Consider the following 26,077-nt stretch of genomic DNA (forward strand, 5'->3'; position numbering starts at 1 on the left):
GAACCCGCTGCGCGAGCGCGATGCGCGGCGCTTCCTGCGCGATTACTGGCAGCGCAAACCGTTGCTGGTCCGGGGTGCGCTGCCCGGGATCGAGTCGCTGTTGTCAGCCGATGAGCTCGCGGGCCTGGCACTCGAACCCGAAGTTGAATCGCGCATCGTGCTGGCGCGTGGCGGGCGTGTGCCGTGGGAATTGCGCAACGGACCATTCAGCGAGAAGGATTTCGCGGGACTGCCCGATTCGCACTGGAGCCTGCTGGTGCAGGCCGTGGACCAGTGGGTGCCGCAGGTACATGCCTTGCGCGAGCGCTTCGCATTCCTCCCGGCATGGCGTTTTGACGACATCATGATCAGCTATGCGAGCGACCAGGGCAGCGTTGGCCCGCATTTCGACCACTATGACGTGTTTCTGTTCCAGGCAAGCGGACGCCGGCGCTGGCGTATCGGCGGGGTCTGCGACCAGCACACACCATGCCTCAGTGATGCCAAGCTGCGGATCCTCCGGCATTTCGAGACGCACGAGGAATACCTGCTCGAACCGGGAGACATGCTCTACATTCCGACGGGTGTTGCGCATTGGGGCGTTGCCGAAGGGGAGTGCATGACCTGGTCGGTGGGGTTCAGGGCGCCGAGTCATGCCGAGATCATCAGCGAAGTCGCGACGGTGGCCGCGGCGCGCAGTGCCGATGAGCTGCGCTACACGGATGCCGGCATGGAGCCGGTTCCCGACGGCGAGATTCCCGAACAGGCGGTGCGTCAGCTGCAGCGGGTGTTGCGTGGCGTGGCGGATGATGCGGACCTGGTGCGCGAGTGGTTTGGCCGTTTCATGACGGAACGGAAATATCCCGAGTCCGATGCACAGGCGAGGCGTGTGCGCGGCGAGCTGCGCGCCTGGTTGCGTGCGGATGGCTGCCTGCAGCGCAACCCGGCGGCGCGCTTTGCCTGGACCGCGGCCCCGCGCTGCACGCTTTATGTGGACGGAGATTGCTGGCCTTGCGAGGAGCGCCTGGCCCGGTTGTTGTGCGGGCCGATGGTGCTCGATGCCGCAAGCCTGCTACCGCTGTTGCGCGGCAAACCGGCGCGCACGCTGCTCGATGCACTCACTGCGCGCGGAGCACTCTATCGCCAGCGCCGGCGCGGCTGATCGAGTGCGCGGATCTCTTCCACGGTAGCCACGGCGCCTCCGGGACGGCGGGTATCGCTGACGCCGAGCAGCGCGCCGTTGCGCCGCATGATCGATTGCGAATTGCCGAGCAGAATTCCGCCGGTACTGAGCGTATGACCCATCGATTCCAGCAGTGCGGCGGTATCGGGGCTGATGCCCGGCTCGAGTACCAGTTCGTCGGGCAGCCACTGGTGGTGGATTCGCGGCTGTGCCGTTGCATCCGCGATATTCATGTCGAACACCAGGGTGTTGAGAATCAGCTGCAACACCACGGTGATGATGCGCGCCCCGCCCGGGGCGCCGGTTGCCAGGAACGGCTGACCATCGTGCAGCACCAGCGTCGGAGTCATGGATGACAACGGGCGCTTCAAGGACTCCACCGCATTCGCCTCGTCGCCAACGAGACCGAACACGTTGGGCACTCCGGGCTTGACCGAGAAATCATCCATCTCGTTGTTCAGAAAGAAGCCTGCCCCCGGTACCGCGATGCCGCTGCCGAATGAGAAGTTCAGCGTGTAGGTGTTGGCTACCATATTGCCGTCGCGGTCCACGACGGAATAATGGGTGGTCTGGGTGCTCTCCTGCGGAAAACCGGTGGCGGGCGCGATTTTCGCCGATGGCGTTGCATGCTTCAGGTCGATGAGTCCGCGCAGCTTGCGTGCGTACGCGGGGCTGGTAAGCCCGGCAATCGGCACCGCGAAAAAGTCCGGATCGCCGAGATACTTGCTGCGATCGGCATAGGCATATTTCATCGTTTCGGCGAGCACATGAAGATACGCCGCGCTGTTGTGCTGCATCTCCTTCAGCGCAAAGCCGTCCAGCACATTCAGCATTTCCACCAGGTGCACGCCACCGGAGGACGGGGGTGGCATCGAGACGATATCGTAGCCGCGGAATGTTCCGCGCACCGGTTCGCGCTCGACCACCTTGTAGTCTTTCAGGTCGGCGTGCGTGATCAGCCCTCCACCGCGCTCCATTTCCGCAACCAGGCGATCCGCAACAGGACCTTCGTAGAAGCCTTTGGCGCCTCGCTCGGCGATCTGGCGCAGCGTCCATCCGAGGTCGGCCTGACGCAGCATCTCCGCGGGCTGGTAGCTCGAGCCGTCGGGCTTGAACAGATACGCCTTGGCCGCCGGGTTGGCAAGCAGACGCTGGCCCCAGGGGCTCGCCAGGGTGGAGGCGAACACGAAGCTCACCGGAAAGCCTTTTTCGGCGAGCTCGATGGCGGGGGCCATGACCTGCTTGCGGCTGAGTCGGCCGTAACGGTCCTGTGCATGGAGCAGGCCGGCCACCGAACCCGGCACGCCCGATGCGAGGTGACTGAGACGCGAAAGATTCTCGACCACCTCGCCATTGGCGCCAAGAAACATGTCGCGGCGCGCGGCGCGCGGCGCCACTTCGCGGTAATCGATGGCGATCGCGCGCTTTTCCCCGGCGAGGTACAGCAGCATGAAGCCGCCGCCGCCGATATTGCCTGCCTGCGGGTAGGTGACCGCCAATGCAAATCCGGTTGCGACCGCGGCATCGATCGCGTTGCCGCCCTCGGCAAGGATTCGGGCACCGACGCGACTCGCGATTTCCTCGCTGCTGGCCACCATGCCCTCGCGAGAGGGAGTCGGGTTGAAGCGCGCGTCATAGCCAATGATCGGCCAGGCAACCGGCGCGGTTTCCCTGGCATGTGTTGTCGCGACCCCGAAAACGAATTGCAGGGCGAGCAGGACGGGGGCAATGCGCCGGAGCAGGGACATGAGGATTTCCGCGAATACGAGCGTGTTCGCGATTCTAGCGCAAGTGGCTTCCGCGTTGGGGAAGCGGCGCGGTGGCGTGGCCGATCAGTTCATCCCTGGCGCAATGCCGCGATGCGATCCTCGAGCGAAGGGTGGGTGCGCAACAGCGCGGCAAAGCCCTGTTTCAGATCCCCGCTGATGCCGAAGGCGCTTAGGGTAGCCGGCATTTCCTTGGGCATGTCCTGTTCGGCCTGCAACCGCATCAGCGCGGCGATCATGGCGCTGCGGCCGCCGAACTGCGCACCGGCCGCGTCGGCGCGGAATTCGCGCCGGCGGCTGAACCACATCACGATCATCGACGCCAGCAGGCCGAGCACGATTTCGGCGATGAAGGTGGTGATGTAGTAGCCGATGCCGAGCCCGCGCTCGGTCTTGAACACCACCCGATCGACGGTATGTCCGATGATCCGGGCAAAGAACATCACGAAGGTGTTCACCACGCCCTGGATCAGGGCCAGCGTCACCATGTCGCCGTTGGCGACGTGGCCGATTTCATGCGCAAGTACCGCACGGGCCTCCTCCGGCTTGAAGCGCGCCAGCAGACCCTGGCTTACCGCGACCAGTGCGGCATTACGGTTCCAGCCGGTGGCAAAGGCGTTGGATGCCTGCGAGGGAAAGATGCCGATCTCCGGTGTCTTTATCCCGGCCTCGCGGGCGAGCTCCGTCACGGTTTGCACCAGCCACTGCTCCTCGCGGGTGGCGGGCTGCTCGATGATGCGAGTGCCGGTACTGCGCTTGGCCATCCATTTCGAGATGAACAGCGAAATCAGTGCCCCGCACATGCCGAACACGGCGCAGAATACCAGCAGTGCCGAAAGGTTCAGATCGACGCCATTGGCGGCCATGATCGAGTTGAAGCCAAGGATATTCAGGGTGATGCTCGCGAGCATCACGATCGCGAGGTTGGTCAGCAAAAACAGGCCTATGCGCATCATCTCCGGATATTCCTCGAACGGGGGGCGATGCCTCTTAGAATGGGGACGCCGGTGAAAGTTTCAAGTGGCGGTGTTGTCGTCCGCAAGCGCTTCTCCCCCGGCGCGTTCCGTGGCCGGCATCGCGTCGGGCACCGCGGCGATCGGATTGAGGACTTCCACTACCGGGTAACCGTGCTTGTCGACTTCGCATTCCAGGATTTCGCCGCGCAGATCGAAATCCCGGATATTGGTCTCGAACAACTCGTTGAGGGCCGCATCCCGGTGCTCGGTACGAAACAGCGCGGACACATGGCTGCCATCCAGCCACTCGCCGTGACGTCCAAGATAGTGGTTGTTCTGGTTGCGTATCACGAGCAGTTTTTTCAACGCGGGTGTACTCCTTAGAGGCAGGGCTGCAGCAGACATAGTGTAAGCCGTTTCAGATCGGCAAGAGTGCGTCGCGAGCGGCTGCCCGCCTGGTTCACGACCACCAGCAACAGGGCATGCGTGAGCTCCAGGTAGCAGCGCGCGATGCGCCCGAGCTCGGCGGGCGAGCCCTTGAGGCCAAAACGTGAAAACGCAGCGGTCATTCGCTCGATGACCAGCGCGTCATGGCGCTCATCGAGCGCGCGCAATTCTGGCACCGAGAACATGGCCTGGACAAGGTGCAGAATGCCCCTTTGTGCCTTGTAGACGGCGAGCTGGCGTTCGATCAGGGCGTCCACGAATTGCTCCGGCCCAAGCGTGGCAAGCTGCCAGCCATCGATTTCCGTCAGCGTGTTCTCCACCGCGCGCAGCCATTGCTCGGCCATCGCGTACATGATGGCGTGCTTGTTGGGGAAATAGTGGTACAGCGTGCCCACCGAGATGCCGGTCTCGCGGGCGATGAGGATGGTCGTGAGCGAGTCGAACCCGACCTGGTCGAGCAGCGCCGCGGTCACCTCGAGGATCTGCTCGCTGCGCGCCACCGAACGTTGCTGCAAGGGTTTGCGGCGTGGGCTGAGCTGCTTGCGTGCTGCGAGGCTGATTCCTTTCGGGGGCGCTTGCTTCATCGACTCCGTTTCCTTTGCTGGTTTGTCCCTGACGCCGCGCGGCCGAATTCTCGCGGGAATGCGGTGTATCCAGCGCCACTGGCCGTGACGACGGATCGTGCGTCGCTCACATCCGGTCACGCGCCGAGTAGTACAACATGCCGGCGACCATGCCGGGATAGCGCAACAGGGTGCCACCGGGAAATTTCGCCACGGGAATCTTCGCCATCAGGTCGAAGCGCTCCGTGTGTCCCGCAATCGCCTCGGCGAGCAGCTTGCCGGCCAGCGTGGCCGTGGGTATGCCGTGCCCTGAATAGCCGAGCGCGTGGTACAGGTTGGGTTCCAGGCGACCGATGGCCGGCATCCGCTTCAGCGTGATCGCGAGCGTGCCGCCCCAGCCGTAATCGATGCGCGTACCGGCGAGCTGCGGGTAGATCTCCAGCATGTGCTTGCGCACGAAGCTGCGGATATCGGCCGGAAATCCGCGGCGATAATTCTCCCCGCCGCCGAACAGCAGGCGGTTGTCGGCGGAAAGCTTCCAGTAGTTGATCACGAAGCGCGAATCCTGGATGCCGAGCTTGCGTGGATTGATCTGGCGTGCCGTGTCCTCGTCCAGCGGTGCGGTCGCCAGCATGAAGTTGTTTATCGGCATGATACGCCCGGCGATTCGTGGCTCGAGTCGCTCGAGGTAGCCGTTGCAGGCGAGTATCACGCGGTCCGCGCGCACGTCGCCCTGGGTCGTGTGCACCCGCATCGGCTCGCCGCGCTCGTAGCCGGTAACGCGCGAACGTTCGTGTATGCGCGCCCCGGCGTCGATGGCAGCCTGCGCCAGGCCCAGCGTGTAATTCAATGGGTGCAGATGCACCGATCCCTCGTCGAGCATGCCACCGGCAAAGACCTCGCTGCCACTCAGGTGGCGGACTTCATCGCGACCGACGTGCCGGCACTGCGTGTATCCATAGGCGCTTTGCAGATGTTCGACTTCGGAGCGCAGGTAGTCGTCATCGCGGGGCTTCCACCCGGCATGCAGGATCCCTTCGCGAAGATCGCACTCGATGGCATGCCTGTCGATCAGCGCGCGCACCAACTGCACCGCCTCGAGTCCGAGATCCCAAAGCAGGCGCGCATGGGACTTGCCGAGCCGCTGTTCGAGTTCATCCTGCGGTCTGCGCTGGCCGGTGCCCACCTGCCCGCCGCTACGCCCCGATGCACCCCAGCCGACCCGTTCGGCCTCCAGCACCACTACATCAAAGCCCCGCTCGCGCAGGTGCAGGGCGGCGGACAGGCCCGTGTAACCGCCACCGATGATGCAGACATCGGTGCGGACGGTGCCATGCAGGGGCGGCAGATCCTGATCGCGGTTCGCACTGGCGGCATAGTAGGAAGGGACGTGACCGGAAATGGACATGGAATTCTCCGCTGGCGGCAGGCTTGCAAAGCACGGGCGCGCTGATTAAACTGAACAATAATTCGATTTAAAGCGAATGATAATTCGATTATCGGATAACGGCAAGTCCCGTGGCGATGCATCCGGCGGATACCCATCGCGCAGTTCCTGTCGAAGCGCAATTACCCTGACACCCGCGAGAAGAGCATGGAAACCATCCATAAATGGCTGATCGAGAACCGGATAACCGAAGTCGAGGTGCTGGTGCCGGACATGACCGGCAACGCGCGCGGCAAGTTCATTCCCGCCGCCAAGTACATGAAGCAGGACAACCCGCGTTTGCCCGAGGGCATCCTCGCGCAGGCGGTAAACGGCGATTACCCCGACGATTACTGGGAGCTGCTGGATCCGCGCGATCGCGACATGAATCTGCGCGCCGACCCGAAAACCATGCGCGTAGTGCCCTGGGCCAAGGACCCGACCGCGCAGATCATCCATGACTGCTATGACATGGAAGGCAATCTGCATGCGCTCTCGACCCGCAATGTGCTGCGCCGCGTGCTGGACCTGTACGAGCGTGACGGGCTGCGTCCGGTGGTTGCGCCGGAAGTCGAGTTCTACCTGGTGAAGAAGAACGCGGATCCGGACTATGAATTGCAGCCGCCGGTTGGCCGTTCCGGTCGTCCCGAGTCCGCGCGCCAGTCCTACAGCATCGATGCGGTCAACGAATTCGACCCGATCATCGAGGATATGTACGATTTCTGCGAAGCGCAGAATCTCGATGTGGACACGCTGATCCACGAGGCCGGTGCCGCGCAGCTCGAGGTGAATTTCCTTCACGGTGACGCGCTCGATCTCGCCGACCAGGTGTTCACCTTCAAGCGCACCATGCGCGAGACCGCAATGCGTCACGATGTATATGCGACCTTCATGTCGCGGCCCATGGAAAAAGAGCCGGGCAGCTCGATGCACGTGCACCAGAGCATCGTGCGCGCCGATGATGGCTTGAATATTTTCAGCCTGCCCGACGAGAGCGATGCGCCGGCGTTCATGCACTATATCGGTGGCCTGCAGAAGTATGTCCCGCTGCTGATCGCGTTGTTCGCGCCCAACGTGAATTCGTACCGTCGTTTCACGCGCGAGATTTCCGCACCCATCAGCCTGCAGTGGGGCCATGACAACCGTACCGTCGGTTTCCGTGTTCCGGTGAGTGACGCTCGCGCACGGCGTGTCGAGAATCGCTTTGCCGGTGCCGACGCCAATCCCTATCTCGCCATTGCCGCGACCCTGGTTGCCGGCTATCTCGGGATGAAGCAGAAGCTGGAACCCACCGAACCCTGCAATGGCAATGCCTACAAGGAGGAGATCACCGTCGCGCGCAGCCTCGAGGAAGCGTTGCGCTATATCGACGAGGATGACGCGGTGGTGGAAATACTCGGAAGCCAGTTCATCCGCGCCTATCGCTCGGTCAAGCTGGCGGAATACGACGCCTTCAACCGTACTGTCAGTTCCTGGGAGCGCGAGCATCTGCTGCTGAACGTCTGAGCCCCGAAGCAACCCGCGAGCCCCGATCCGGCGGCGGCGGAAATCCGCTGCTCCGAAGACGCCGGATTCCCGCACGCGCTCGACGCTCGCGCACCCCGCAGCCGGTTGCGGTTCGCTTACCCAGAGTTAACTTCTATTCCTGATCTGCCTCTGTACAATGAACGGATACCCGCGTTCCGCCTGCTGCCCGCAAGGCGATGCATCCAACGGAGTATTCATGGTCGAGATCCGCCCTGCTGCCACGGTCGTATTGTTGCGTGACGAACCCGACGGTCTGCACACCCTGTTGCTGCGCCGCAATTCGGCGCTTGGCTTCGCCGCCGGCGCCTGGGTGTTTCCGGGCGGGCGCGTGGAGCCCGAGGAAATTGCCGCCGCTCCCGACGAGCTCGAGGCGGCGAGGGTCGCCGCGGTTCGCGAAACCCTCGAGGAGGCGCAACTGCGGGTCGAAGCGCGCACGCTTTGCTACTATTCCCACTGGACCACGCCGGCGCTGATGCCCAAGCGCTACGCCACGTGGTTTTTTGTCGCGCGGGCCCCGGACGATCATGCCGTTACCGTGGATGGCAGCGAGATCCATGACCATCTGTGGGTACGGCCCGCCGAGGCCATGGAGAAGCACCGGCGCGAGGAGATCGAGTTGATGCCGCCGACCTACATCACCCTGCTGGAGCTGGCGCAATGCGCGCATGCCGCCGAGGTGCTGGAGCGTATCGCGCGGCGCACGGTACCGGTATTCGAGCCACATATCCTGGTGCGCGAGCAGCGCCCGACCGAATCGCTGTATTTCGGCGATGCCGGCTACGGGAGTTCCGAGCCCGACGCTCCCGGCAGGCGTCACCGCATGATCATGGCGCGTGGCGATTACCGCTATCTCAACGAAGGAGTCGTTTCATGGTGAGCAAATGGCAGGCTGAGCAATCGCTGTCGCAGATGGATGACTATCCGCTGCATCAGGTTGCGGAGACGATGCGCAATGTCGGAACCAGCGACCGCAATTTCTACGACCGTTACTATTTCAACCTGCACAACAGCAGCGGCGAGCTGTTCATGGTCATGGGAATGGGGCAGTACCCCACGCTCGCGGTGCAGGATGCGTTTGTTGCGCTGCGTCGCGGCGATACCCATCGCGTGGTGCGTGCCTCGCGCGAGCTCGGTGACCGCATGGACACCCGGGTCGGTCCGATCCGCATCGAAGTGCTGAAGGGGCTCGAGAAGCTGCGCTTCGTGGTCGAGCCCAACGAGTGGGGCATCGCGCTTGATCTGACCTGGGATGCGGCGATCCCGGCCTTCCTCGAGCCGCGGCAGTACGTGCGGCGCAAGGGACGGGTGTTTTTCGATTCGGTGCGTTTCGCGCAGACCGGTTGCTGGAGCGGTGCGCTGGAGATCGACGGCGAGCGTTTCGAGGTCACGCCGGATCGATGGAAAGGCAGCCGCGATCGTTCCTGGGGTATCCGTCCGGTCGGCGAGCACGAACCTGCCGGCATTCATCAGGGCAGCGGCTCGATGCGCGGCATGTGGAACTACTGTCCGATGCAGTTCGACGATTTCTCGATCATCTATATCTGCAACGAACACAATGACGGGCGTCGCGAACTCGAGGAGGCGGTGCAGGTGTGGAGCGACCCCGCGCGGGAGCCGCAATGGCTGGGACGACCGGAGTACGAGCATGTATTCGACGAGGCGCGCGAGTTCATCGTGTCCTCGACCATCCGCTTTGCCGAAGCACCCGAAGGGCCGATCGAGGTGCGCTGCACGCCGTTGCTGCCGATGTACGTGATGATCGGCACCGGCTACGGCCTGGATGCGGACTGGAAGCACGGCATGTACAAGGGGCCGCTGGTGGTCGAAGGCCTGACGCTCGACCAGCAGCGCGACCGCAGCCGCTTTTTCGGGCTGGTGGATTCGCCGGCACGCTTCGAGATCGGCGACAAGGAGGGCTGGGGCCTTTTCGAGTACTGTTTTCTGGGGCCCTTCGATCGCTACGGCTTTGACTCGCCGCTGTTCTGGAACCTCAAGTCTTGAACCGGTACCCGGCATGAACTCGCCCATCCGCGCGTTCCTGTTCGATTTCGGCGGTGTGTTTACCGATTCGCCTTTCCTGGCCGTGGAGGAGTTCGGGCGCGAGCTCGGCGTCGATCCGGCCATCGTGACGGCCATCGTGTTCGGCTCCTACGAGGACGATGGTCATCACCCCTGGCATCGGCTCGAGCGTGGCGAGATCGCCCTGGAAGACGCGCGCGAGGCGATCCGGGCGCTCGGTGCGGGGCAGGCGCTGGACATCGATATATACCGGCTGTTCGCACGCATGGCCGGGACCGGTGCCGGAGCGGGAACTCGAGCTGCATTGGTCGGCAAGGTGCGTGAACTCCGGGCGGCGGGTTTTCACACCGGCATGATCACCAACAATGTGCGCGAATTCGGCGAGGGCTGGCGCTCGCTGCTGCCGGTGGAGGAACTGTTCGGTTTCGTGGTCGACTCGAGCCATGCCGGCGTGCGCAAGCCCGATCCCCGCATATTTGCGCTGGCGCTGGAACAGTTGCCCGGAGTGCAGGCGGATGAATGCGTGTTTCTCGATGACTACGAGGCAAATGTGCGGGCGGCACGCGAGCTGGGCATGAGCGCGATTCATGTGGGCACGGATCCGGCGGCGACCGTTGCCGCGATCGAGGCGCTGCTCGGTTGCTGAACTCAATCGTTCAGCGCGGGTGCCGGTTTCTGCACTTTTCCCGGAGCACGGCGTGCGGCTATAGTCGCGGCGGCAGGATTCGTGGTTTGACAGGGGGCGACAGCTGATGCGACTCGAAGGCAAGGTGGCAGTGGTGACAGGTGCGGGTCTCGGCATGGGGCGCGCGATGGCCGAGTTGTTTGCGCGCGAGGGTGCGGCGGTGGTGGTCGTGGACCTGACCGAGTCCGATGCGACGCAGACCCTGGCGCTGATCAATGGCCGCGGCGATTGCTGCAGCATTACCGCGGATGTCGCGGACAGCCGCCAGGTGGCACGGATATACGCCGAGACCGAACAGCGTTACGGGCGTCTTGACGTGCTGGTCAACAATGCCGGCATCGGTACGGCGCCGAACGATGGCTATGACAAGTTTTACGAGCGCCTGGGCGCGATGAACGAACAGATCGCGCGTGGCGAGAACCCCACCGTTTATCTGGATCACATCATCGATATGCAGGACGATGGTTGGCAGAAAGTGATCGACATCAATCTGAACGGCATGTTCTACAACTGTCGCGAAGCGGTGCGGCTGATGATCAAGTGTGGCAGCAAGGGTTCGATCATCAACATCTCGAGCACTTCCGGGCTCAACGGTACCGGGGCTGTGCATTATTGCGCGACCAAGGCCGCGGCGCTCGGATTCACCAAATGCCTGGCGCGCGAGCTTGGTGCGCGCGGGATTCGCGTGAATGCGATCTGTCCGGGCGCGATGAATACCCGGATGATGGCCGGGATCAGCGAGGAATATGCCCGTACCATAACCCAGTCGATCCCGCTGGGACGCATGGGTGAGCCTTTCGAGGTCGCCAACACGGCGCTGTTTCTCGCCAGCGATGAATCTTCATATTTCACCGGCCAGACACTTGGCGCCAATGGCGGCATGCACATGATCTGAGGCGCCTGCGGCGCGCGAACAGGAGCAATCAAACATGACGGGAAGACTCGAGGGCAAGGTGGCGCTGATCACCGGTGGCGGAACCGGGATCGGTGCGGCAACGGCACGCCGCTTTGCCGAGGAAGGCGCCACCGTGGTGGTATGCGGGCGACGCATCGAGCCGCTGGAACAGATCGCAAGGGCAATCGACGAGGCAGGCGGGCGGGCGCACGCGATGTTGCTGGACGTGACCGACCAGGCTGCCTTCCGTGATGTCGCGGCAAGGATAGAGTCCGAATTCGGGCGTATCGATATCCTGGTGAACAACGCCTACTCCATGGTCGGCGGCATGATCGACAGCACCAGCGCCGAGGACTGGCACGCCTGCTTCCGGGTCACCCTCGACGGTACGTTTTTCGGTACCCAGGCCGTGCTTCCGCTCATGCAGCACCAGCGCGGTGGTGCCATCGTGAACGTATCCTCGGTATGTGGCCTGCTCGGCTCGATGTATACCGCGGGCTATGGTGCGGCCAAGGCCGGTGTGATCAGCTTTACCCGTACCGCGGCCCTCGAAGCGGCACCGCACAATATCCGCGTCAATGTCGTGGTGCCGGGAGTGGCGTTGACGCCGAGTACCGAGGCCGCGATTCCGACCCACGCCGCGCAGCTCGCAACCGCTGCCGGCATTCCGCTGCGTCGCATCGCCGAACCGGTCGAGGTGGCCAATGCGATCCTGTTCCTGGCATCCGACGAGGCTTCCTATATCACCGGGACCAGCCTGGTGGTGGATGGCGGCAAGACCTGCGAACTGGCTACCGGTGCAGCCACGATGAACGAGTTCGACGCCACCTGACTGAGCGAACCATACGGAGACGCCTTGCATGAGCCATGAACCGGGCCTCGCGGCGCGCATCGACCGCCTCGAATCCACCGATGCCATTCGTCAGCTCGTGGCGCGCTATTCGCTGTCGCTGGACATGCGCGATCTCGACGCGCACGTGAACCTGTTTGCGCCCGATATCCGGGTGAGCCGCGAAAAGACCGGTCGCGCACATCTCAAGCGCTGGCTGGACGATACCCTGCGGTTGCAGTTCAGCGGCACTTCGCACCATATCGGCAACCACATCATCGAGTTCGACGATGCCGATCACGCGCACGGCGTCGTGTACTCCAAGAACGAGCACGAGACCGGTCCCGAGTGGGTGATCATGCAGATGCTCTACTGGGACAACTACCAGCGCATCGACGGTGCGTGGTATTTCCGGCGCCGCCTGCCCTGTTACTGGTATGCCACGGATCTGAACAAGCCGCCGATCGGCGAGAAGAAAATGCGCTGGCCCGGGCGCGAGCCCTATGACGGGGCGTTCCACGCGCTGTTTCCCTCGTGGCAGGATTTCTGGGCCAATCCGCCCGGAGACGAGGAGCCCGAGGTCGCCGCACCCGCCCCGGCCGGAGAATTCCTCAAGCGCATGCGCCGCAATACACCCGAGCCACGCATCCGCGTGCGCTAGATTCGCAAATACGCCATCGGAGGCTGATTTTTCATGAGTGCTGAACTGTTCCAACCGATACGCCTCGGCGCCCTGCAACTGGCCAACCGCGTGGTGATGGCACCGATGACGCGTAGCCGTGCCGGCGAGGGTGATGTGCCGACCGCACTGAACGTCGAGTACTACAGCCAGCGTGCCAGCGCTGGCCTGATCGTCACCGAAGGTACGCAGCCGAGCGCCGACGGCAAGGGCTATTGCCGCACCCCGGGCATCCACTCCGAGGCGCAGGTAGCGGGCTGGCGCGCGGTGACCGATGCGGTTCACGCCAAGGGTGGCCGTATCGTGCTGCAGATCATGCATTGCGGGCGCATTTGCAGTCACCTCAACAAGGCGTCGGGAGCAGAGACGGTTGCACCGTCGGCGATCCGGGCCCGAGGCAAGATATTCGCCGATGGCGCGGGAATGGTGGAATTCGACCAGCCACGGGCGCTCGCGACCGAGGAGATCGCGGGCGTCGTGGCCGAGTACGGGCAGGCAACGGCGGGCGCACTGGAAGCGGGTTTCGATGGCGTCGAACTGCACTGCGGCAGTGGCTATCTGCCGGCGCAGTTTCTCTCCACGGGCACCAACCGGCGCGATGATGCTTACGGCGGCAATGTCGGCAACCGGATCCGTTTCGTGCTCGAGGTGCTGGCGGCGATGGCGGCGGAGGCCGGTGCTGATCGGGTCGGCATGCGTATCTGTCCCGGCAATCCGTTCAATGACCTCGAGGATGCCGATCCGCGGCAGACCTTTGCCGCGCTGCTCGATGCGGCGCGCCCGATGGGCCTCGCCTACCTGCACGTGATCCGCTCGCCGCTCAGGGATCTCGATGCGTTCACGCTTGGGCGCGAGCATTTCGGGGGGCCGTTGATCCTCAATGACGGCTTTGACGCGGCCTCGGCGGAGCAGGCGATCGCCTCCGGCCAGGCGGTGGCGATATCGTTCGGCCGCTCTTATATTGCCAACCCGGACCTGGTGCGCCGTATGCGAGAGGGGCTGGCGCTGGCTGATTTCGATTCGCACACTCTGTACACCCCTGGCCCGCAGGGCTATACCGACTATCCGCCGGCACCCTGAGGCGGGCGACCAATTGCCAACCTTGATCTTGCGCGGGCCCGGCCGCAAGAACTAAGCTTTCGGTGGCTCTCTCTCCCGCAGCGGGAGGGGATACTAAAACAACAGCCCTGATGGAGTCATGACCATGAAAGCACCGTTCCGGCGCTCCGCGCTCTACGCATCGATCCTTGCTACAGGCGCCCAGGTGGCGCTGGCACAGCCACAACTCGAAGAGATCATCGTCACGGCCCGGAAACGGGTCGAAAGCCTGCAGGATGTGCCGATCTCGGTCAGCGCGGTCTCCGGCTCGAAAATGGAGCAGGCAGGGATCACCAACCTCGAGAAGCTGACCGCCTATGTGCCGAACTTCTCGATGAACCAGACCGGTATCTCCTCGACCATCACGGTGCGGGGTATCAGCTCGGGGATCAACCAATCCTTCGAGCAGTCGGTGGGCATGTACAACGACGGTATCTATTTCGGCAAGGCGCAGCTGTCTCGTTTGCCGCTGTTCGACATGGAGCGGATCGAGGTGCTGCGCGGCCCGCAGCCGATCCTGTTCGGCAAGAACAGCATTGCCGGCGCGGTCAGTCTGATCACCGCGAAGCCCTCGGACGAGTTCGAAGGCTCGGTGCAGGCGCTCTACGAGCCCGATGCCAACGAGCAGGATTACCGCTTCGTGGTGACCGGGCCGATAACCGACACGCTTTCCGGTCGGCTTTCGGTGCTGTACCGGGAGATGGACGGCTGGATCGAAAACGTTGCGGCAGGCAACCGCGACGAAAAGCAGGAGGATGAGACGGTTGTGCGGGTTGGCGCCCTGTGGAAAGCCACCGACGACCTGAGCGTGCAGCTCAAGTACGAAAATTCCCGGTTCAATACCACGGGCCGCAACATCGAGATCGTCGATGACATCACGCTCGAGACCAATCCGCCCGGCGCGCGCAGCTATCTCACGGGGCTGACGGGGCTGGTTGGCACCTTGAACACCCTGATCAATCTTGGTGCGCGCACCGGGCCGCTGATCACGGATTACGTGGTCGATGATGCCGAACAGAACCAGAAGCGCTCGGCGGGGGCCTTCGACACCAGCGACAACGATGTCGACAGTTTCATGATGAATGCGGACTACTCGCTCGGCGAGAGCACGCTCACCTTCCTGACCGGTTATGTGCAGTACACGGCGGACGAAAGCTGTGACTGCGACTATACCTCGGCGCCGATCATCGATGGCAGTACTCTGAAAGAGGACTACGACCAGTTCAGCCAGGAAATCCGCCTGACCTCTCCGGGCGGCGAAACCGTCGATTACATCGCGGGGCTTTTCTACCAGGAAAACTCGCTCGACTACAGCGATATCATCAATATTCCGGCCAATTCGCTGTTGCGGATCCTGAGCAACAGTTTTGCCGGCGTCAGCACGCGGCGCACCTTCGAGCAGGACACCGAGGTGTGGGCGGCCTTTGCGCAGGCCACCTGGAATATCAACGAGGCCTGGCGCCTCGTGCTCGGCGGTCGCTACACGCAGGAAGACAAGAGCGGCTCGCGGGTACAGGCGAATTTCGACAACACCGGCAGCGAAGTACTGCCCAGCGATCCGCGCTATGCTGCGTTCAATGGCATGTTCGGCGCCTTGCGCGTGGAGCCGAACAACATGAAGGGCAAGCTCAACGAAGATGCGTTCACGCCGCTGGTGACGCTGCAGTGGGACGCCACCGATGACATCATGCTGTACGCCACCTACGTGGAGGGCTTCAAGTCGGCTGGCTACGATAACCGATCCAACGCCCATCCGGACCCGGCGGTGGTCGTGCCCGGCACACCGGCCAATGCGGTTGGTGCCTGGGAGTTCGACAAGGAAGAGGCCACCAATTACGAGATCGGCATGAAATCCTCGATCGGCGGGGTGGCCGAACTGAACATCGCCGCTTTCTACACCGAATACGACGATCTGCAGACTTCCGTGTTCGACGGTGGCGTCGGTTTCAACGTGGCGAACGCCGCCGGCGCCGAGATCAGCGGGGTCGAGATCGATGGCCGCTGGGCGATTGCCGAGTACTTCACGCTGTCCGGTTCGCTCGGTTATCTCGATTTCGAGTTCAAGGATTTCGATGTTGCCCAGTGCTGGTTCGGACAGACGGTCCTGGAACCCGACAGCGTGACCAACGCGGCGCTGCAGCAATGCGACGCATCGGGGAAGCGCAAGGAATACACGCCCGAGTGGAAGGGTGTGCTGACCGGGGAATTCCACTACCCGTTATCGGATGCCCTGGAACTGCGCGCGGTGGTCGATGTGCAGTATTCGGATGAATACCTGTGGACGCCGCAGCTCGATCCGCGTGCGCTCCAGGATGCCTATACCAAGGTCAACGCGCGTATCGCACTGGCCCAGGCCGAGGATTCGTGGGAGATCGCGGTGGTTGGCAACAATCTGACCGACGAGGAAACGATCGACTACGGAGGTACCGGCGTGCTGGCATCCACGGCGACGGGCGGCACCGGTAACGCTTATTACGCGTTCAGCAGCCGGCCGCGCTATTACGCGATCCAGGGCATCTACCGCTTTTGATCCGGGACCCCGGCTGCAGCGAAAAGCCCCCGTTCTTCGGGGGCTTTTTCGTTGAGTACACCGCTTGGTCCCATGTGCGGCTGAAAAAATCGCAGTGGATTGTTTTATCCTGGCCACCGGCGCTTATCATTGGCGTGCGACGCCCGCCAGGCGCGGAGTTGATCAATGCGGTGATTGTGCTGATTCGCGAAGGCGGCTTTGCCGCGGCCAGTTCGACCCGGATGGCGTGATGCAGGAAGCGATTAACGTGGTGCACTGCATGCTGAGCGGTTACGTGATCGAGGCGGTGCTGGAGCCCGGGACCTTTGATGTCCGGCGCTACCTGCTGCGTTTGCGCCGCATACTTTTGTCGCTTCTCGCGGAATAAAAAGATGGCTAAACAACTGGTTTCGCGGCGCAGGTTCGTCGCCGGGCTTGGTCTTGGCACCATCGCGACCGCAGCGGGCTGCGACTCCCGACAAGCGGTCGATCGTGCCGAGGTCCGCCAATGGGATTACAGCGCGGATGTGGTGATCGCGGGTTCGGGTGCGGCGGGAATCTGCGCGGCCATCGAGGCGCGTGCCGCCGGTGCCGAGGTGCTGGTGCTGGAGCGGCTCAGCGGGACCGGCGGTTCCTCGGCAATGTCCGGTGGCGTCTGTTATCTCGGTGGCGGCACGCCATTGCAGAAGGCGCTCGGCTTCGATGACAGCGTCGAGGCGATGCACGATTTCATGGTGGCAGCGGGCTCGCTGCATCCGGCACTCGACAAGATCGCGCTGTATTGCGAACACAGCCTGGAACATTTCCAGTGGCTGGTCGATCACGGGGTGCATTACGCGCAGAAATACAGCGAGTACAAGGAACTCCCGTTCGATGACGCTTCTCTCTATTACTCGGGTAGCGAACTGGCATATCCGTGGCGCGATATCGCCCGTCCGGCACCGCGCGGACATGTGCCCTCGGTGATGGGTCATACCGGCGGGAGGGCACTGATGGAAGCGCTGATTCCGGCCGCCGCGAGTGCCGGTGCGCGCATCCTGGGCGGCGTTTCCTGCGAGCGCCTGATCCGCGAGGGTGATGGCCGCATCAGCGGCATGCTGATCACCGAGGCTGAAGTTCCGAAGTCCGTCAGGGCGCGGCGCGCAGTGGTGCTGGCCTGCGGCGGATTCATCCACAACCGCGAGATGCTGCGCCGTTACGCACCCGAGCTTCATGATTGCTCCACGCCGTGGGCCAGTGCCGGTGATCTCGGAATCGGCATCCGCATGGGCATGGGAGTCGGCGCCGCGGCGCTGCGCATGGACCAGGGTTTCGTGATTCTCCCGGTGTATCCGCCGGAGCGTTTGCTGCGTGGCATCATCGTCAACCGCGCCGCGCAGCGATTTCTGCCGGAAGATTCCTACTACGCGTATGCCGGTCACGAGACCGCCTTCGCGCAGCACGGCCAGGCCTGGCTGGTGTGCGATGCCGACAGCAGTTATGACGCGGGAGATTTCCGCATGCCGCTGCTGGCCGAGGCCACCACGCCTGAAGAGCTCGAGCAAAAGGGTGGCTTCGCACCCGGTGCGTTGAGCCAGACGCTGGCCTATTACAACGAGGCGGCGGTGCGCGGCGAAGATCCGCTGTGGCACAAGCACCCCAAATACCTGGCGCCGCTGATCAAGCCGCCGTTGCGGCTCTATGATCTGTCGATACGCAATGCTTTCTGTGTCGCCCACACTTTCGGGGGCCTCGAAACCACGCTCGATGGCCAGGTGCTCGATGCCTTTGGTGCCAGTATTCCGGGGTTGTACGCCGCGGGACGCACCAGCGCGGGCATGCCGAGCGCGCCGTACATGGCGAGTGGCGTGTCGATCGGCGATTGCACGTTTTTCGGCCGCCGGGCGGGGCGGCATGCAGCGCGGGAGCAGAAATCATGAATGCCAGGAAACTGTTTTTCGTGTCCCTGTTGCTGTACGGCGCACAGTGCCTCGCGGAGCCGCTCACCGGAGACGTCGAGCGCGGGCGCGTGGTATTCGGTGCTTGCCGCACCTGTCATTACCCCGACAAGGGAGCCGGTCATCAGAACGGCCCCTCGTTGTGGAATATTTTCGGGCAGCGTGCCGGCGCGCAGGAAGGTTTCGCGTATTACTCCGCAGCACTCCGGGCGTCCGGGCTGGTGTGGTCGCCCGAGTACCTCGATGCGTGGCTGGCCAATCCCTCGGGCTTCCTGCCGGGAACCACCATGATGTCCCTGGGGGTGCCCGACCCGCAGGCGCGCGCCGATCTGATTGCCTACCTGGCGCTGTTCACCGAGGCACGCTAGGCGCCTTGGTCCGTGTTGAAGTCGGCGACCGAGAATTTCATGATGTGTTCGAGCCACCATTGCGGGGCCTTGGACAGCAAGGTGTTCATGTCCGAATAATCGCGCCACAGCGCGATCATGCCATCCCTGATTTCCATCACCGACACGAACGGCAGCGCGACGATTTCGCCGCTATGAAAATGCCAGGTTTCGGTATGCTCGGTCATCACCGTATTGCCTTCGGCAACCATGCGATGGATGGCGTGGGTGAAGCGCTCCACCGGCTCGTGGCCGATGCGCAGCCGCTTGGCAACCGCCGCAGGTCCGTGCGCGGCGGAATCGGGAATCGCAACGTCCTCGTATACGCCATCTTCGGCAAAGAACTTGCCCACGCGATCATAGTCGCGGTTCTCGTAGACCTCGCTCCAGAAACGTGAAACCAGATCCTTGTTGTTGCCTGCCAGTGCCATGCGGTGCTCTTTGGTGAACAATGGTATTCGGATCGCAGGCAGGGTAGGACTCCGGCCCATGGCAGCACAAGTTACCGATCGGCAAGCCGGGCGATGATCGGTTTGGCCAATGTGCGCGGATGCCTGCAGTCACTGTTTGCATTGGAGTGCGGGTTTATACTCCGCAAGTCTGGACAATCCTCGCACGGGAGCCGTACATGAAACTCGGTCTGCAACTCGGCTATTGGCAGAAAGGCCCTACCCCACGCTTCATCGAACTGGCGCAGGTGGCGGAGAGTCTCGGTTTCGATTCGGTGTGGACCGCCGAGGCCTACGGCTCGGATTGCTTCACGCCGCTGGCGGCGATTGCCGCCTGTACCAGCAGGATCCGCCTGGGAACCGGGGTGATGCAACTGTCCGCGCGCACCCCGACCTGCGCGGCGATGACCGCGCTCACTCTTGATCATCTTTCCAACGGCAGACTGGTGCTCGGCGTGGGCGTGTCCGGACCGCAAGTCGTGGAGGGCTGGTACGGGCAGCCCTTCACCCGGCCGCTCGAACGCACCCGCGAATGGCTGGAGATCTTCCGCACCGTGGTTGCGCGCGAGAAGCCGCTCGAGTTTCACGGCAAGCAATACGATCTGCCGTGCAGCAATGGTCTTGGGCTCGGCAAACCGCTGAAGAGCATCACCCACCCGCTGCGCAAGACCATACCGGTGGTGCTGGGTGCCGAGGGAGCGAAGAATGTCGAACTCGCCGCGCAGAGATTCGACGGCTGGCTGCCGATATTCTGTTCGCCCTACAAGATGGATATTTTCGACGAGAGCCTGCAGGCTGCGAAGGCGGATTTCGAGATCGCCGCGATGGTCACCATGAGCATCAACGACGATCTGCAGCAGGCACTGGTGCCGGGCAAATGGACCATGGCGCTGTATCTCGGCGGCATGGGAGCCAAGGACATGAACTTCCACCAGAACCTGCTCGGTCGCATGGGTTATGCCGAGGAGGCAACGCGCATACAGGAGCTGTTCCTCGGCGGACGCCAGCAGGAGGCGGTCGATGCGGTGCCCGATGCGCTGGTCGACGAGATCTCGCTGCTCGGCTCCAGGGGGCGGATACGCGAGCGGCTGCAGGACTGGAAGAAAACCCGGGTCAGCTCGCTGTTGATCGGTCACAGCTCGGATTTCGATCTCACGGTGTCGAACATGGAGTTCCTGGCCAAGGAACTGCTGTGATTCGCGGGTTTCGGTCGGACTGAAGACGCGGCCGCTACCCGGATCAGATCAGGCCGCGATCGCCCAGTTCGTCCTTTATATAGGCGTAATAGATTGGCGCGGCGATCAGGCCGGGAACGCCGAACGCGGCCTCCATTACCAGCATTGCCAGCAGCAGTTCCCAGGCCCGCGCCTGGATATGACCGCCAACGATGCGGGCATTGAGAAAATATTCCAGTTTGTGGATCGCCATCAGGTAGAACAGCGCACCCAGCGCCACGAACAGGGATTGGCTGAGACTCACCACGCAGATCACGGTATTCGAGATCAGGTTGCCGAGAATCGGGATCAGGCCGACCACGAATGTGATCAGGATCAGGGTCTTGGTGAAGGGCAGATTGACCCCGAACAGCGGCAATACAAGCGCCAGGTAGAGCGCCGTGAACAGCGTGTTGATCGAGGAAATCCAGATCTGCGCGAACACCACGCGGCGGAACGCATTGCCGAGGCGCAGCGCGCGGTTGGCAATCGAACTCGACAACGGCGCCGATTCGGTATGAACGATCGCGGCCTCCAGCGACAGCAAGCCGCCGATGACCATGCCGATCAGGATGTGTGCCAGCGCCCGGCCGATACCGGTTCCCGCCACCTGGAAGGTGTGCGTGTTTTCCTGCAGCCAGACCACGGCGGCCTTGCGCAACGCGTCGGCATCGGCCGGGATGTAGGCGACAGCCCACGGCGGCAGGCGGGCCCGTGAATTCTCGATGATCTCCGCCATGCGCTGGATCAGTACCGGCAGGCTTTCGCCACTGTGGCGCAGGAATGTGGCCAGCCCGACCCCGGCCAGCACGATGATCGTGATCACGACCATGGCGATCAGCGTCACCGCGACCAGGCGCGCGCCCTGGTGATCCAGCGCCGGTGCGCGCAGCAGCGGCACCATCATGTTCACCAGCGCGTAGACCAGCAACCCGGCAATCAGCGAGGGCAGCAATTCCAGGTACAGCAGCAACAGCAGTGCCGCTCCGAACAGCAGGCAGGTGACGAGATCGATGCGGGAAAATGCGGATTTGTTCATGGCGGCCGGCAGCTTGGCGCGCGGCTCGCCCCGGCGTCAAGTGCAAGCCGACATAATGCTCAGGACAGGCGGTTGGCGCGCATTCCGAGATCCTCCAGCGGGCTCACGGGTCCCTCGAAATCGAGTTTTGCCATCAGGATCCCACGGCGGAAATCCAGCATGTGTTTCTCGGCCCAGCGCGCGGCGGTATCCGGATCGTCGGCGAGGATCGCGTCATGGATACGCTGGTGCGATTCGAGAATACGCTTGCCCGGCTTCAGGCCTTCGATGACCGGGCGATAGGCCGGATAGAACAGCTGGTTCAGCGGCTGGCGCGCCAGCAGCAGCGCATGGTTGCGGGTCGCGTGCGCGACCAGGTCATGAAACTCGATTTCCGCCTCGAGCAGCTCCTCGTCATCATCCAGGGCCGCGCGGGTGCGCTCGAGATTCTTTGCCAGCAGCAGCTTGTGGGTGTCGTCGATGGTGGCGCAGGCGAGGCGCGCAGCCAGCGGTTCGAGGCCCATCGACACCTCCCACAAGTCCTTGAAGGTGACCCGGTGCATCTGCAGTGCGGCGCTGATCGAGCGCGAGGCGGATTCCAGCGTAGGCAGGCGCACGGCGAGTCGCTTGCGCCCGGCGCGCCCCAGCAGGCCGCTCTGCTCGAGCAGGCGGATCGCCTCGCGCACCGTGGAGCGGGTGACGCCGAACTGCTCGGCCAACTCGGTTTCGGTGGGCAGCAGGTCGCCGGCCTGGATGCGTCCGGCGAGAATCGCCTCGCGCATCTTTTCGCTGACCACCTGGTAGGCCGGCGGGCGTTTGAGCGGGCTGAAGCTGTAAGCAAGGTTCTCGGACATGGTATTTCCAGTTGACCCGGAGGGCAGGGCGTAACAGCCTGTGTTTCCATATACTGACCATATTGACATATTGTCGGACAATAGGTCAATATTGGTTCAGATCAACTCATGGCATCCGCAGGCGCGCAGCGCATTGGTGGTCGTGTCAATCCGCATTCAGCACTCACGGGGGCTCAGCACATGTCGTCGACCGTACCGAACCGCAATCCGGGCGAAGAACCACGTCCAAATACCAAGCCCCTGCGCTTCGTGACGGCTGCGTCGCTGTTCGACGGGCATGACGCGGCGATCAACGTGATGCGTCGCCTGATCCAGGCGCAGGGGAGCGAAGTGATTCACCTCGGTCACAACCGCGGCGTGCGCGAAATCGTGCGCGCGGCGTTGCAGGAGGACGCCGATGGCATCGCGATCAGCTCCTACCAGGGCGGGCACATGGAGTTCTTCCGCTACATGGTCGACATGCTGCGCGAACTGGGCGCACCGCATATCCGCGTGTTCGGCGGCGGCGGCGGAACCATCACACCGGAGGAAATCGACGAACTGCAGGCCTACGGTGTCGAGCGTATCTACCATCCGCGCGACGGCATGCACATGGGATTGCTCGGCATGATCGAGGACCTCGTGCAGCGCACCGCGGAACAACGTATCCCGACGGTATATCCCGACAGCGTGTGCATCGATGACGAGATCGCGGTCGCACAGATGGTTTCCGCGATCGAGGAAGGATTGTTCGGCGAGGCGGAACTCGCCCGGATGCGCAAGGAATGGACCTTGCGCGCCGCCCAGGTGCCGGTGATCGGCATCACCGGCACCGGTGGCGCCGGCAAGAGCAGCGTCACCGACGAGTTGCTGTCCCGGCTGCTGCGCTTTTTCCCGGATCGGCGCATGGCGGTGCTCGCCGTGGATCCGACCCGCCGGCGCACGGGTGGTGCGCTGCTCGGGGATCGTATCCGCATGAACAGTCTCGATTCGGCGCGTATCTACATGCGCTCGATGGCGACGCGGCGCCAGCATCTGGCGACCAGCGAGATGCTCGGCGACGTGAGCCTGTTCCTGAAGTCGCTCGGCTTCGACATGGTGATCATCGAAACGGCGGGCATCGGTCAGAGCGATTCGGAGATCGTGGACCTGGTCGATTTCTCGGTCTACGTAATGACCAGCGAGTACGGTGCGGCGAGCCAGCTCGAGAAGATCGACATGATCGATTTCGCCGACCTGATCGTGCTGAACAAGTTCGACAAGCGTGGTGCCGAGGATGCGCTGCGCGATGTGCGCAAGCAGTGGCGGCGCAACCACAACGCGTTCGGCGCCAGGGACGAGGAAATTCCCGTCTATCCGACCATCGCCAGCCAGTTCAACGACCCCGGGGTGAATTGGGTGTTCCACAATCTGTGCGCGCAGCTGGTGCAAAAGCTCGAGCTCGATGCCGCTCGCTGGACCCCGGCCATCGATACCACGCTGCGCGAACCCAAATCGGTGGCGCTGATACCGGGCAACCGGGTGCGTTACCTGGCGGAAATCGCCGAGGAAGGACGTGGCGTCAATGCCGCCGCGCTGACCCAGGCCGCGCTCGCCGACCGGGCGCAGCACCTGCACGAAACACTGCGCGAACTCGGTGATCCGCTGCTGCCGGCGGCGCTTGCGGGATTTGCACCCGATGCGTTGACCGAGGCGAGCGCCGACAACAGCCTGCGCACCATCCGTCAGCGCTACCAGTCAACCATCGACGAGCTCGAGGCGCAATCGCTGAAGCTGCTGCGCGAGTGGCCGGCACGGCTCGAGGGGATTCGCAGCGACGAGTACAGCTACAGCGTGCGCGGCCGCGAGATTCGCGGCGACAACTACCGCGAGAGCCTGAGTCGCCTGAAGATCCCCAAGATCGGTGCCCCGCGCTACACCGGCTGGGGCGAGCTGCTGGTGTTCCTGCTCAAGGAGAACCTGCCGGGATACTACCCCTATACGGCCGGCGTGTTTCCGTACCGTCGCGAAGGCGAGGATCCGACCCGCATGTTCGCCGGCGAGGGCACGCCGGAGCGCACCAACCGGCGCTTTCACTACGTCTCGCGGGGACAGCCGGCCAACCGCCTGTCGACGGCTTTTGATTCGGTCACGCTCTACGGTGAGGACCCGGCGGTGCGGCCCGATATCTACGGCAAGGTCGGCAACAGCGGGGTATCGATTGCCACCGTGGACGATATCAAGAAACTCTACTCGGGTTTCGATCTGTGCGATCCCGCCACCTCGGTATCGATGACCATCAATGGTCCGGCACCGATCATCCTCGCGTTCTTCATGAACGCGGCGATCGATCAGCAGGTCGAGAAGCATCTCAGGCAGAGCGGCGGCTGGGACGCCGCGCAGCCGAAGATCGATGCGTATTTTGCCGGACGTACACGCCCGCACTATGAAGGTCCGCTGCCGGAAGGCAATGACGGGCTCGGTCTCGGTCTGCTCGGCATTGCGGGTGACAAGGTGGTCGATGCCGAGACCTATGCGCGCATCCGCAAGCAGACCCTGACAAGCGTGCGTGGCACGGTGCAGGCCGACATCCTGAAAGAGGACCAGGCGCAGAACACCTGCATCTTCTCGACCGGTTTTGCGATGAAAATGATGGGCGATGTGCAGGAGTTCTTTATCCGCAACGGGGTGCGCAATTACTACAGCGTCTCGATCAGCGGATATCACATCGCCGAGGCCGGCGCGAACCCGATCTCGCAGCTTGCGTTCACCTTGTCGAACGGATTCACCCTGGTGGAGTACTACCTTTCGCGGGGCATGCAGATCGACGATTTCGCACCGAACCTGAGCTTCTTTTTCAGCAACGGCATGGACCCCGAGTACAGCGTGATCGGGCGCGTGGCGCGCCGCATATGGGCGCGCGCGATGAAGGAACGCTACGGTGCCAGCGAGCGCAGCCAGATGCTCAAATACCATATCCAGACCTCCGGGCGCAGCCTGCACGCACAGGAAATGAGCTTCAACGACATCCGCACGACGCTGCAGGCGCTGTACGCGATCTTCGACAACTGCAACAGCCTGCACACCAACGCCTATGACGAGGCGATCACCACGCCGACCGAGGAGAGCGTGCGGCGCGCGGTGGCGATCCAGCTGGTGATCAACCGCGAGCTGGGGCTGAATTTCTGCGAGAACCCGTGGCAGGGCTCGTTCATCGTCGAGGAACTGACCGACCTGGTGGAGGAGGCGGTATACGCCGAGTTCGAGCGCATTTCCGAGCGTGGCGGCGTGCTCGGCGCGATGGATACCATGTACCAGCGCGGCAAGATCCAGGACGAGAGCATGTACTACGAGAGCCGGAAGCACGACGGCAGCCTGCCGCTGATCGGGGTGAACACCTACCTGCCTGCGGCGGGGCAGGAGGAAACCATGACGGTGCGCGAACTGATGCGCTCCTCGGCGCAGGAGAAGCAGATGCAGATCGATCACCTGGCGCATTTCCAGGATCGTCATGGCGCGGAAACCCCGGATGCGGTAGCGGCTCTGCAACGTGTTGCCGAGCAGCGCGGCAACACCTTCGCCGAGTTGATGGAAGCGGTGAAGACCTGCTCGCTGGGGCAGATCTCGGGCGCGTTGTACGAAGTCGGGGGGATCTACCGGCGCAACATGTAGCAGCGGGTGATTCCCGCGATCCCGTGCA

Annotated in this window: 23 protein-coding genes; 15 read left to right on the forward strand and 8 right to left on the reverse strand. The window is 63.2% G+C overall.

Annotation, left to right across the window (positions count from 1 at the left end):
* Positions 1–7: 7 nt before the first annotated feature.
* Positions 8–1,141, forward strand: coding sequence for a cupin domain-containing protein (locus IPF49_14775; protein MBK6288870.1), 1,134 nt, complete (start codon positions 8–10; stop codon positions 1,139–1,141).
* Here IPF49_14775 and ggt read toward each other — a convergent pair.
* The 5 genes from ggt to IPF49_14800 all read right to left on the reverse strand — a co-directional run bounded on the left by ggt (position 1,117) and on the right by IPF49_14800 (position 6,302).
* Positions 1,117–2,910, reverse strand: coding sequence for a gamma-glutamyltransferase (gene ggt, locus IPF49_14780; GenBank protein ID MBK6288871.1), 1,794 nt, complete (start codon positions 2,908–2,910; stop codon positions 1,117–1,119). The two genes, IPF49_14775 and ggt, sit on opposite strands and share 25 nt — an antisense overlap.
* Before the next feature lie 89 nt (positions 2,911–2,999).
* On the reverse strand, positions 3,000–3,884 hold the full coding sequence (htpX, locus tag IPF49_14785) for a protease HtpX (GenBank protein ID MBK6288872.1): 885 nt from the start codon (positions 3,882–3,884) through the stop codon (positions 3,000–3,002).
* 60 nt (positions 3,885–3,944) lie between these two features.
* Positions 3,945–4,250 carry a hypothetical protein gene (locus tag IPF49_14790; protein ID MBK6288873.1) on the reverse strand — a complete coding sequence of 102 codons (306 nt, stop codon included), beginning with the start codon at positions 4,248–4,250 and terminating at the stop codon, positions 3,945–3,947.
* A gap of 14 nt (positions 4,251–4,264) precedes the next feature.
* The gene (locus IPF49_14795) at positions 4,265–4,915 is read right to left on the reverse strand and encodes a TetR/AcrR family transcriptional regulator (protein MBK6288874.1); all 651 of its coding nucleotides are present in this window, start codon (positions 4,913–4,915) and stop codon (positions 4,265–4,267) included.
* Positions 4,916–5,021: 106 nt separating this feature from the next.
* Positions 5,022–6,302, reverse strand: coding sequence for an FAD-binding oxidoreductase (locus IPF49_14800; protein MBK6288875.1), 1,281 nt, complete (start codon positions 6,300–6,302; stop codon positions 5,022–5,024).
* A gap of 186 nt (positions 6,303–6,488) precedes the next feature.
* On the opposite strand from IPF49_14800, the gene IPF49_14805 reads away from it, so the two are divergent.
* From IPF49_14805 to IPF49_14860, 12 genes are all read left to right on the forward strand, one after another.
* Positions 6,489–7,826, forward strand: a complete 1,338-nt coding sequence (locus tag IPF49_14805) for a glutamine synthetase (GenBank protein ID MBK6288876.1) — start codon at positions 6,489–6,491, stop codon at positions 7,824–7,826.
* Between the two features lie 217 nt (positions 7,827–8,043).
* Positions 8,044–8,724: an NUDIX hydrolase gene (locus IPF49_14810; protein ID MBK6288877.1), complete on the forward strand. Its 681-nt coding sequence runs from the start codon at positions 8,044–8,046 to the stop codon at positions 8,722–8,724.
* Positions 8,718–9,848 carry a hypothetical protein gene (locus tag IPF49_14815; GenBank protein MBK6288878.1) on the forward strand — a complete coding sequence of 377 codons (1,131 nt, stop codon included), beginning with the start codon at positions 8,718–8,720 and terminating at the stop codon, positions 9,846–9,848. The genes IPF49_14810 and IPF49_14815 overlap by 7 nt, the downstream gene beginning before the upstream one ends.
* 13 nt (positions 9,849–9,861) lie before the next feature.
* Positions 9,862–10,512, forward strand: a complete 651-nt coding sequence (locus tag IPF49_14820) for an HAD family phosphatase (protein ID MBK6288879.1) — start codon at positions 9,862–9,864, stop codon at positions 10,510–10,512.
* Positions 10,513–10,618: 106 nt separating this feature from the next.
* Positions 10,619–11,446 carry an SDR family oxidoreductase gene (locus IPF49_14825; protein ID MBK6288880.1) on the forward strand — a complete coding sequence of 276 codons (828 nt, stop codon included), beginning with the start codon at positions 10,619–10,621 and terminating at the stop codon, positions 11,444–11,446.
* Between the two features lie 34 nt (positions 11,447–11,480).
* Entirely contained in the window at positions 11,481–12,278 is a 798-nt protein-coding gene (locus tag IPF49_14830; protein MBK6288881.1) for an SDR family oxidoreductase, read from the forward strand.
* Between the two features lie 28 nt (positions 12,279–12,306).
* On the forward strand, positions 12,307–12,936 hold the full coding sequence (locus IPF49_14835) for a nuclear transport factor 2 family protein (GenBank protein MBK6288882.1): 630 nt from the start codon (positions 12,307–12,309) through the stop codon (positions 12,934–12,936).
* A 33-nt stretch (positions 12,937–12,969) separates the two neighbouring features.
* The gene (locus tag IPF49_14840) at positions 12,970–14,034 is read left to right on the forward strand and encodes an alkene reductase (GenBank protein MBK6288883.1); all 1,065 of its coding nucleotides are present in this window, start codon (positions 12,970–12,972) and stop codon (positions 14,032–14,034) included.
* Between the two features lie 124 nt (positions 14,035–14,158).
* Entirely contained in the window at positions 14,159–16,582 is a 2,424-nt protein-coding gene (locus tag IPF49_14845; protein MBK6288884.1) for a TonB-dependent receptor, read from the forward strand.
* A gap of 229 nt (positions 16,583–16,811) precedes the next feature.
* On the forward strand, positions 16,812–16,949 hold the full coding sequence (locus IPF49_14850; GenBank protein MBK6288885.1) for a hypothetical protein: 138 nt from the start codon (positions 16,812–16,814) through the stop codon (positions 16,947–16,949).
* Between the two features lie 4 nt (positions 16,950–16,953).
* Positions 16,954–18,480: an FAD-dependent oxidoreductase gene (locus tag IPF49_14855; GenBank protein ID MBK6288886.1), complete on the forward strand. Its 1,527-nt coding sequence runs from the start codon at positions 16,954–16,956 to the stop codon at positions 18,478–18,480.
* A complete protein-coding gene (locus tag IPF49_14860) occupies positions 18,477–18,866 on the forward strand; it encodes a c-type cytochrome (GenBank protein MBK6288887.1) in 390 nt (129 codons plus the stop codon). Before IPF49_14855 ends, IPF49_14860 begins: the two co-directional genes overlap by 4 nt.
* On the opposite strand, the gene IPF49_14865 is transcribed toward IPF49_14860, so the two are convergent.
* Positions 18,863–19,315 carry a nuclear transport factor 2 family protein gene (locus IPF49_14865; protein MBK6288888.1) on the reverse strand — a complete coding sequence of 151 codons (453 nt, stop codon included), beginning with the start codon at positions 19,313–19,315 and terminating at the stop codon, positions 18,863–18,865. The two genes, IPF49_14860 and IPF49_14865, sit on opposite strands and share 4 nt — an antisense overlap.
* Before the next feature lie 197 nt (positions 19,316–19,512).
* Between IPF49_14865 and IPF49_14870 the strand changes: the two genes are divergently transcribed.
* Positions 19,513–20,529 carry an LLM class F420-dependent oxidoreductase gene (locus IPF49_14870; protein ID MBK6288889.1) on the forward strand — a complete coding sequence of 339 codons (1,017 nt, stop codon included), beginning with the start codon at positions 19,513–19,515 and terminating at the stop codon, positions 20,527–20,529.
* Between the two features lie 43 nt (positions 20,530–20,572).
* Here IPF49_14870 and IPF49_14875 read toward each other — a convergent pair whose 3' ends face one another.
* Together IPF49_14875 and IPF49_14880 are read right to left on the reverse strand one after the other, a co-directional pair.
* Entirely contained in the window at positions 20,573–21,586 is a 1,014-nt protein-coding gene (locus IPF49_14875; protein MBK6288890.1) for an AI-2E family transporter, read from the reverse strand.
* A 59-nt stretch (positions 21,587–21,645) separates the two neighbouring features.
* Complete coding sequence (locus IPF49_14880; GenBank protein ID MBK6288891.1) at positions 21,646–22,419, reverse strand: FadR family transcriptional regulator; 774 nt, start codon at positions 22,417–22,419, stop codon at positions 21,646–21,648.
* A gap of 180 nt (positions 22,420–22,599) precedes the next feature.
* On the opposite strand from IPF49_14880, the gene IPF49_14885 reads away from it, so the two are divergent.
* Entirely contained in the window at positions 22,600–26,049 is a 3,450-nt protein-coding gene (locus IPF49_14885) for a methylmalonyl-CoA mutase family protein (GenBank protein ID MBK6288892.1), read from the forward strand.
* The last annotated feature ends 28 nt before the right edge of the window (positions 26,050–26,077 follow it).

This window comes from Gammaproteobacteria bacterium (assembly GCA_016705365.1).
GTDB lineage: Bacteria > Pseudomonadota > Gammaproteobacteria > Pseudomonadales > UBA5518 > UBA5518.

Coding starts and splice junctions, on each gene's coding strand:
- ggt (MBK6288871.1), bottom strand. CDS start 2,910: ATGTCCCTGCTCCGGCGCATTGCCCCCGTCCTGCTCGCCCTGCAATTC.
- htpX (MBK6288872.1), bottom strand. CDS start 3,884: ATGATGCGCATAGGCCTGTTTTTGCTGACCAACCTCGCGATCGTGATG.
- IPF49_14795 (MBK6288874.1), bottom strand. CDS start 4,915: ATGAAGCAAGCGCCCCCGAAAGGAATCAGCCTCGCAGCACGCAAGCAG.
- IPF49_14800 (MBK6288875.1), bottom strand. CDS start 6,302: ATGTCCATTTCCGGTCACGTCCCTTCCTACTATGCCGCCAGTGCGAAC.
- IPF49_14805 (MBK6288876.1), top strand. CDS start 6,489: ATGGAAACCATCCATAAATGGCTGATCGAGAACCGGATAACCGAAGTC.
- IPF49_14810 (MBK6288877.1), top strand. CDS start 8,044: ATGGTCGAGATCCGCCCTGCTGCCACGGTCGTATTGTTGCGTGACGAA.
- IPF49_14815 (MBK6288878.1), top strand. CDS start 8,718: ATGGTGAGCAAATGGCAGGCTGAGCAATCGCTGTCGCAGATGGATGAC.
- IPF49_14820 (MBK6288879.1), top strand. CDS start 9,862: ATGAACTCGCCCATCCGCGCGTTCCTGTTCGATTTCGGCGGTGTGTTT.
- IPF49_14825 (MBK6288880.1), top strand. CDS start 10,619: ATGCGACTCGAAGGCAAGGTGGCAGTGGTGACAGGTGCGGGTCTCGGC.
- IPF49_14830 (MBK6288881.1), top strand. CDS start 11,481: ATGACGGGAAGACTCGAGGGCAAGGTGGCGCTGATCACCGGTGGCGGA.
- IPF49_14835 (MBK6288882.1), top strand. CDS start 12,307: ATGAGCCATGAACCGGGCCTCGCGGCGCGCATCGACCGCCTCGAATCC.
- IPF49_14840 (MBK6288883.1), top strand. CDS start 12,970: ATGAGTGCTGAACTGTTCCAACCGATACGCCTCGGCGCCCTGCAACTG.
- IPF49_14845 (MBK6288884.1), top strand. CDS start 14,159: ATGAAAGCACCGTTCCGGCGCTCCGCGCTCTACGCATCGATCCTTGCT.
- IPF49_14850 (MBK6288885.1), top strand. CDS start 16,812: ATGCAGGAAGCGATTAACGTGGTGCACTGCATGCTGAGCGGTTACGTG.
- IPF49_14855 (MBK6288886.1), top strand. CDS start 16,954: ATGGCTAAACAACTGGTTTCGCGGCGCAGGTTCGTCGCCGGGCTTGGT.
- IPF49_14860 (MBK6288887.1), top strand. CDS start 18,477: ATGAATGCCAGGAAACTGTTTTTCGTGTCCCTGTTGCTGTACGGCGCA.
- IPF49_14865 (MBK6288888.1), bottom strand. CDS start 19,315: ATGGCACTGGCAGGCAACAACAAGGATCTGGTTTCACGTTTCTGGAGC.
- IPF49_14870 (MBK6288889.1), top strand. CDS start 19,513: ATGAAACTCGGTCTGCAACTCGGCTATTGGCAGAAAGGCCCTACCCCA.
- IPF49_14875 (MBK6288890.1), bottom strand. CDS start 21,586: ATGAACAAATCCGCATTTTCCCGCATCGATCTCGTCACCTGCCTGCTG.
- IPF49_14880 (MBK6288891.1), bottom strand. CDS start 22,419: ATGTCCGAGAACCTTGCTTACAGCTTCAGCCCGCTCAAACGCCCGCCG.
- IPF49_14885 (MBK6288892.1), top strand. CDS start 22,600: ATGTCGTCGACCGTACCGAACCGCAATCCGGGCGAAGAACCACGTCCA.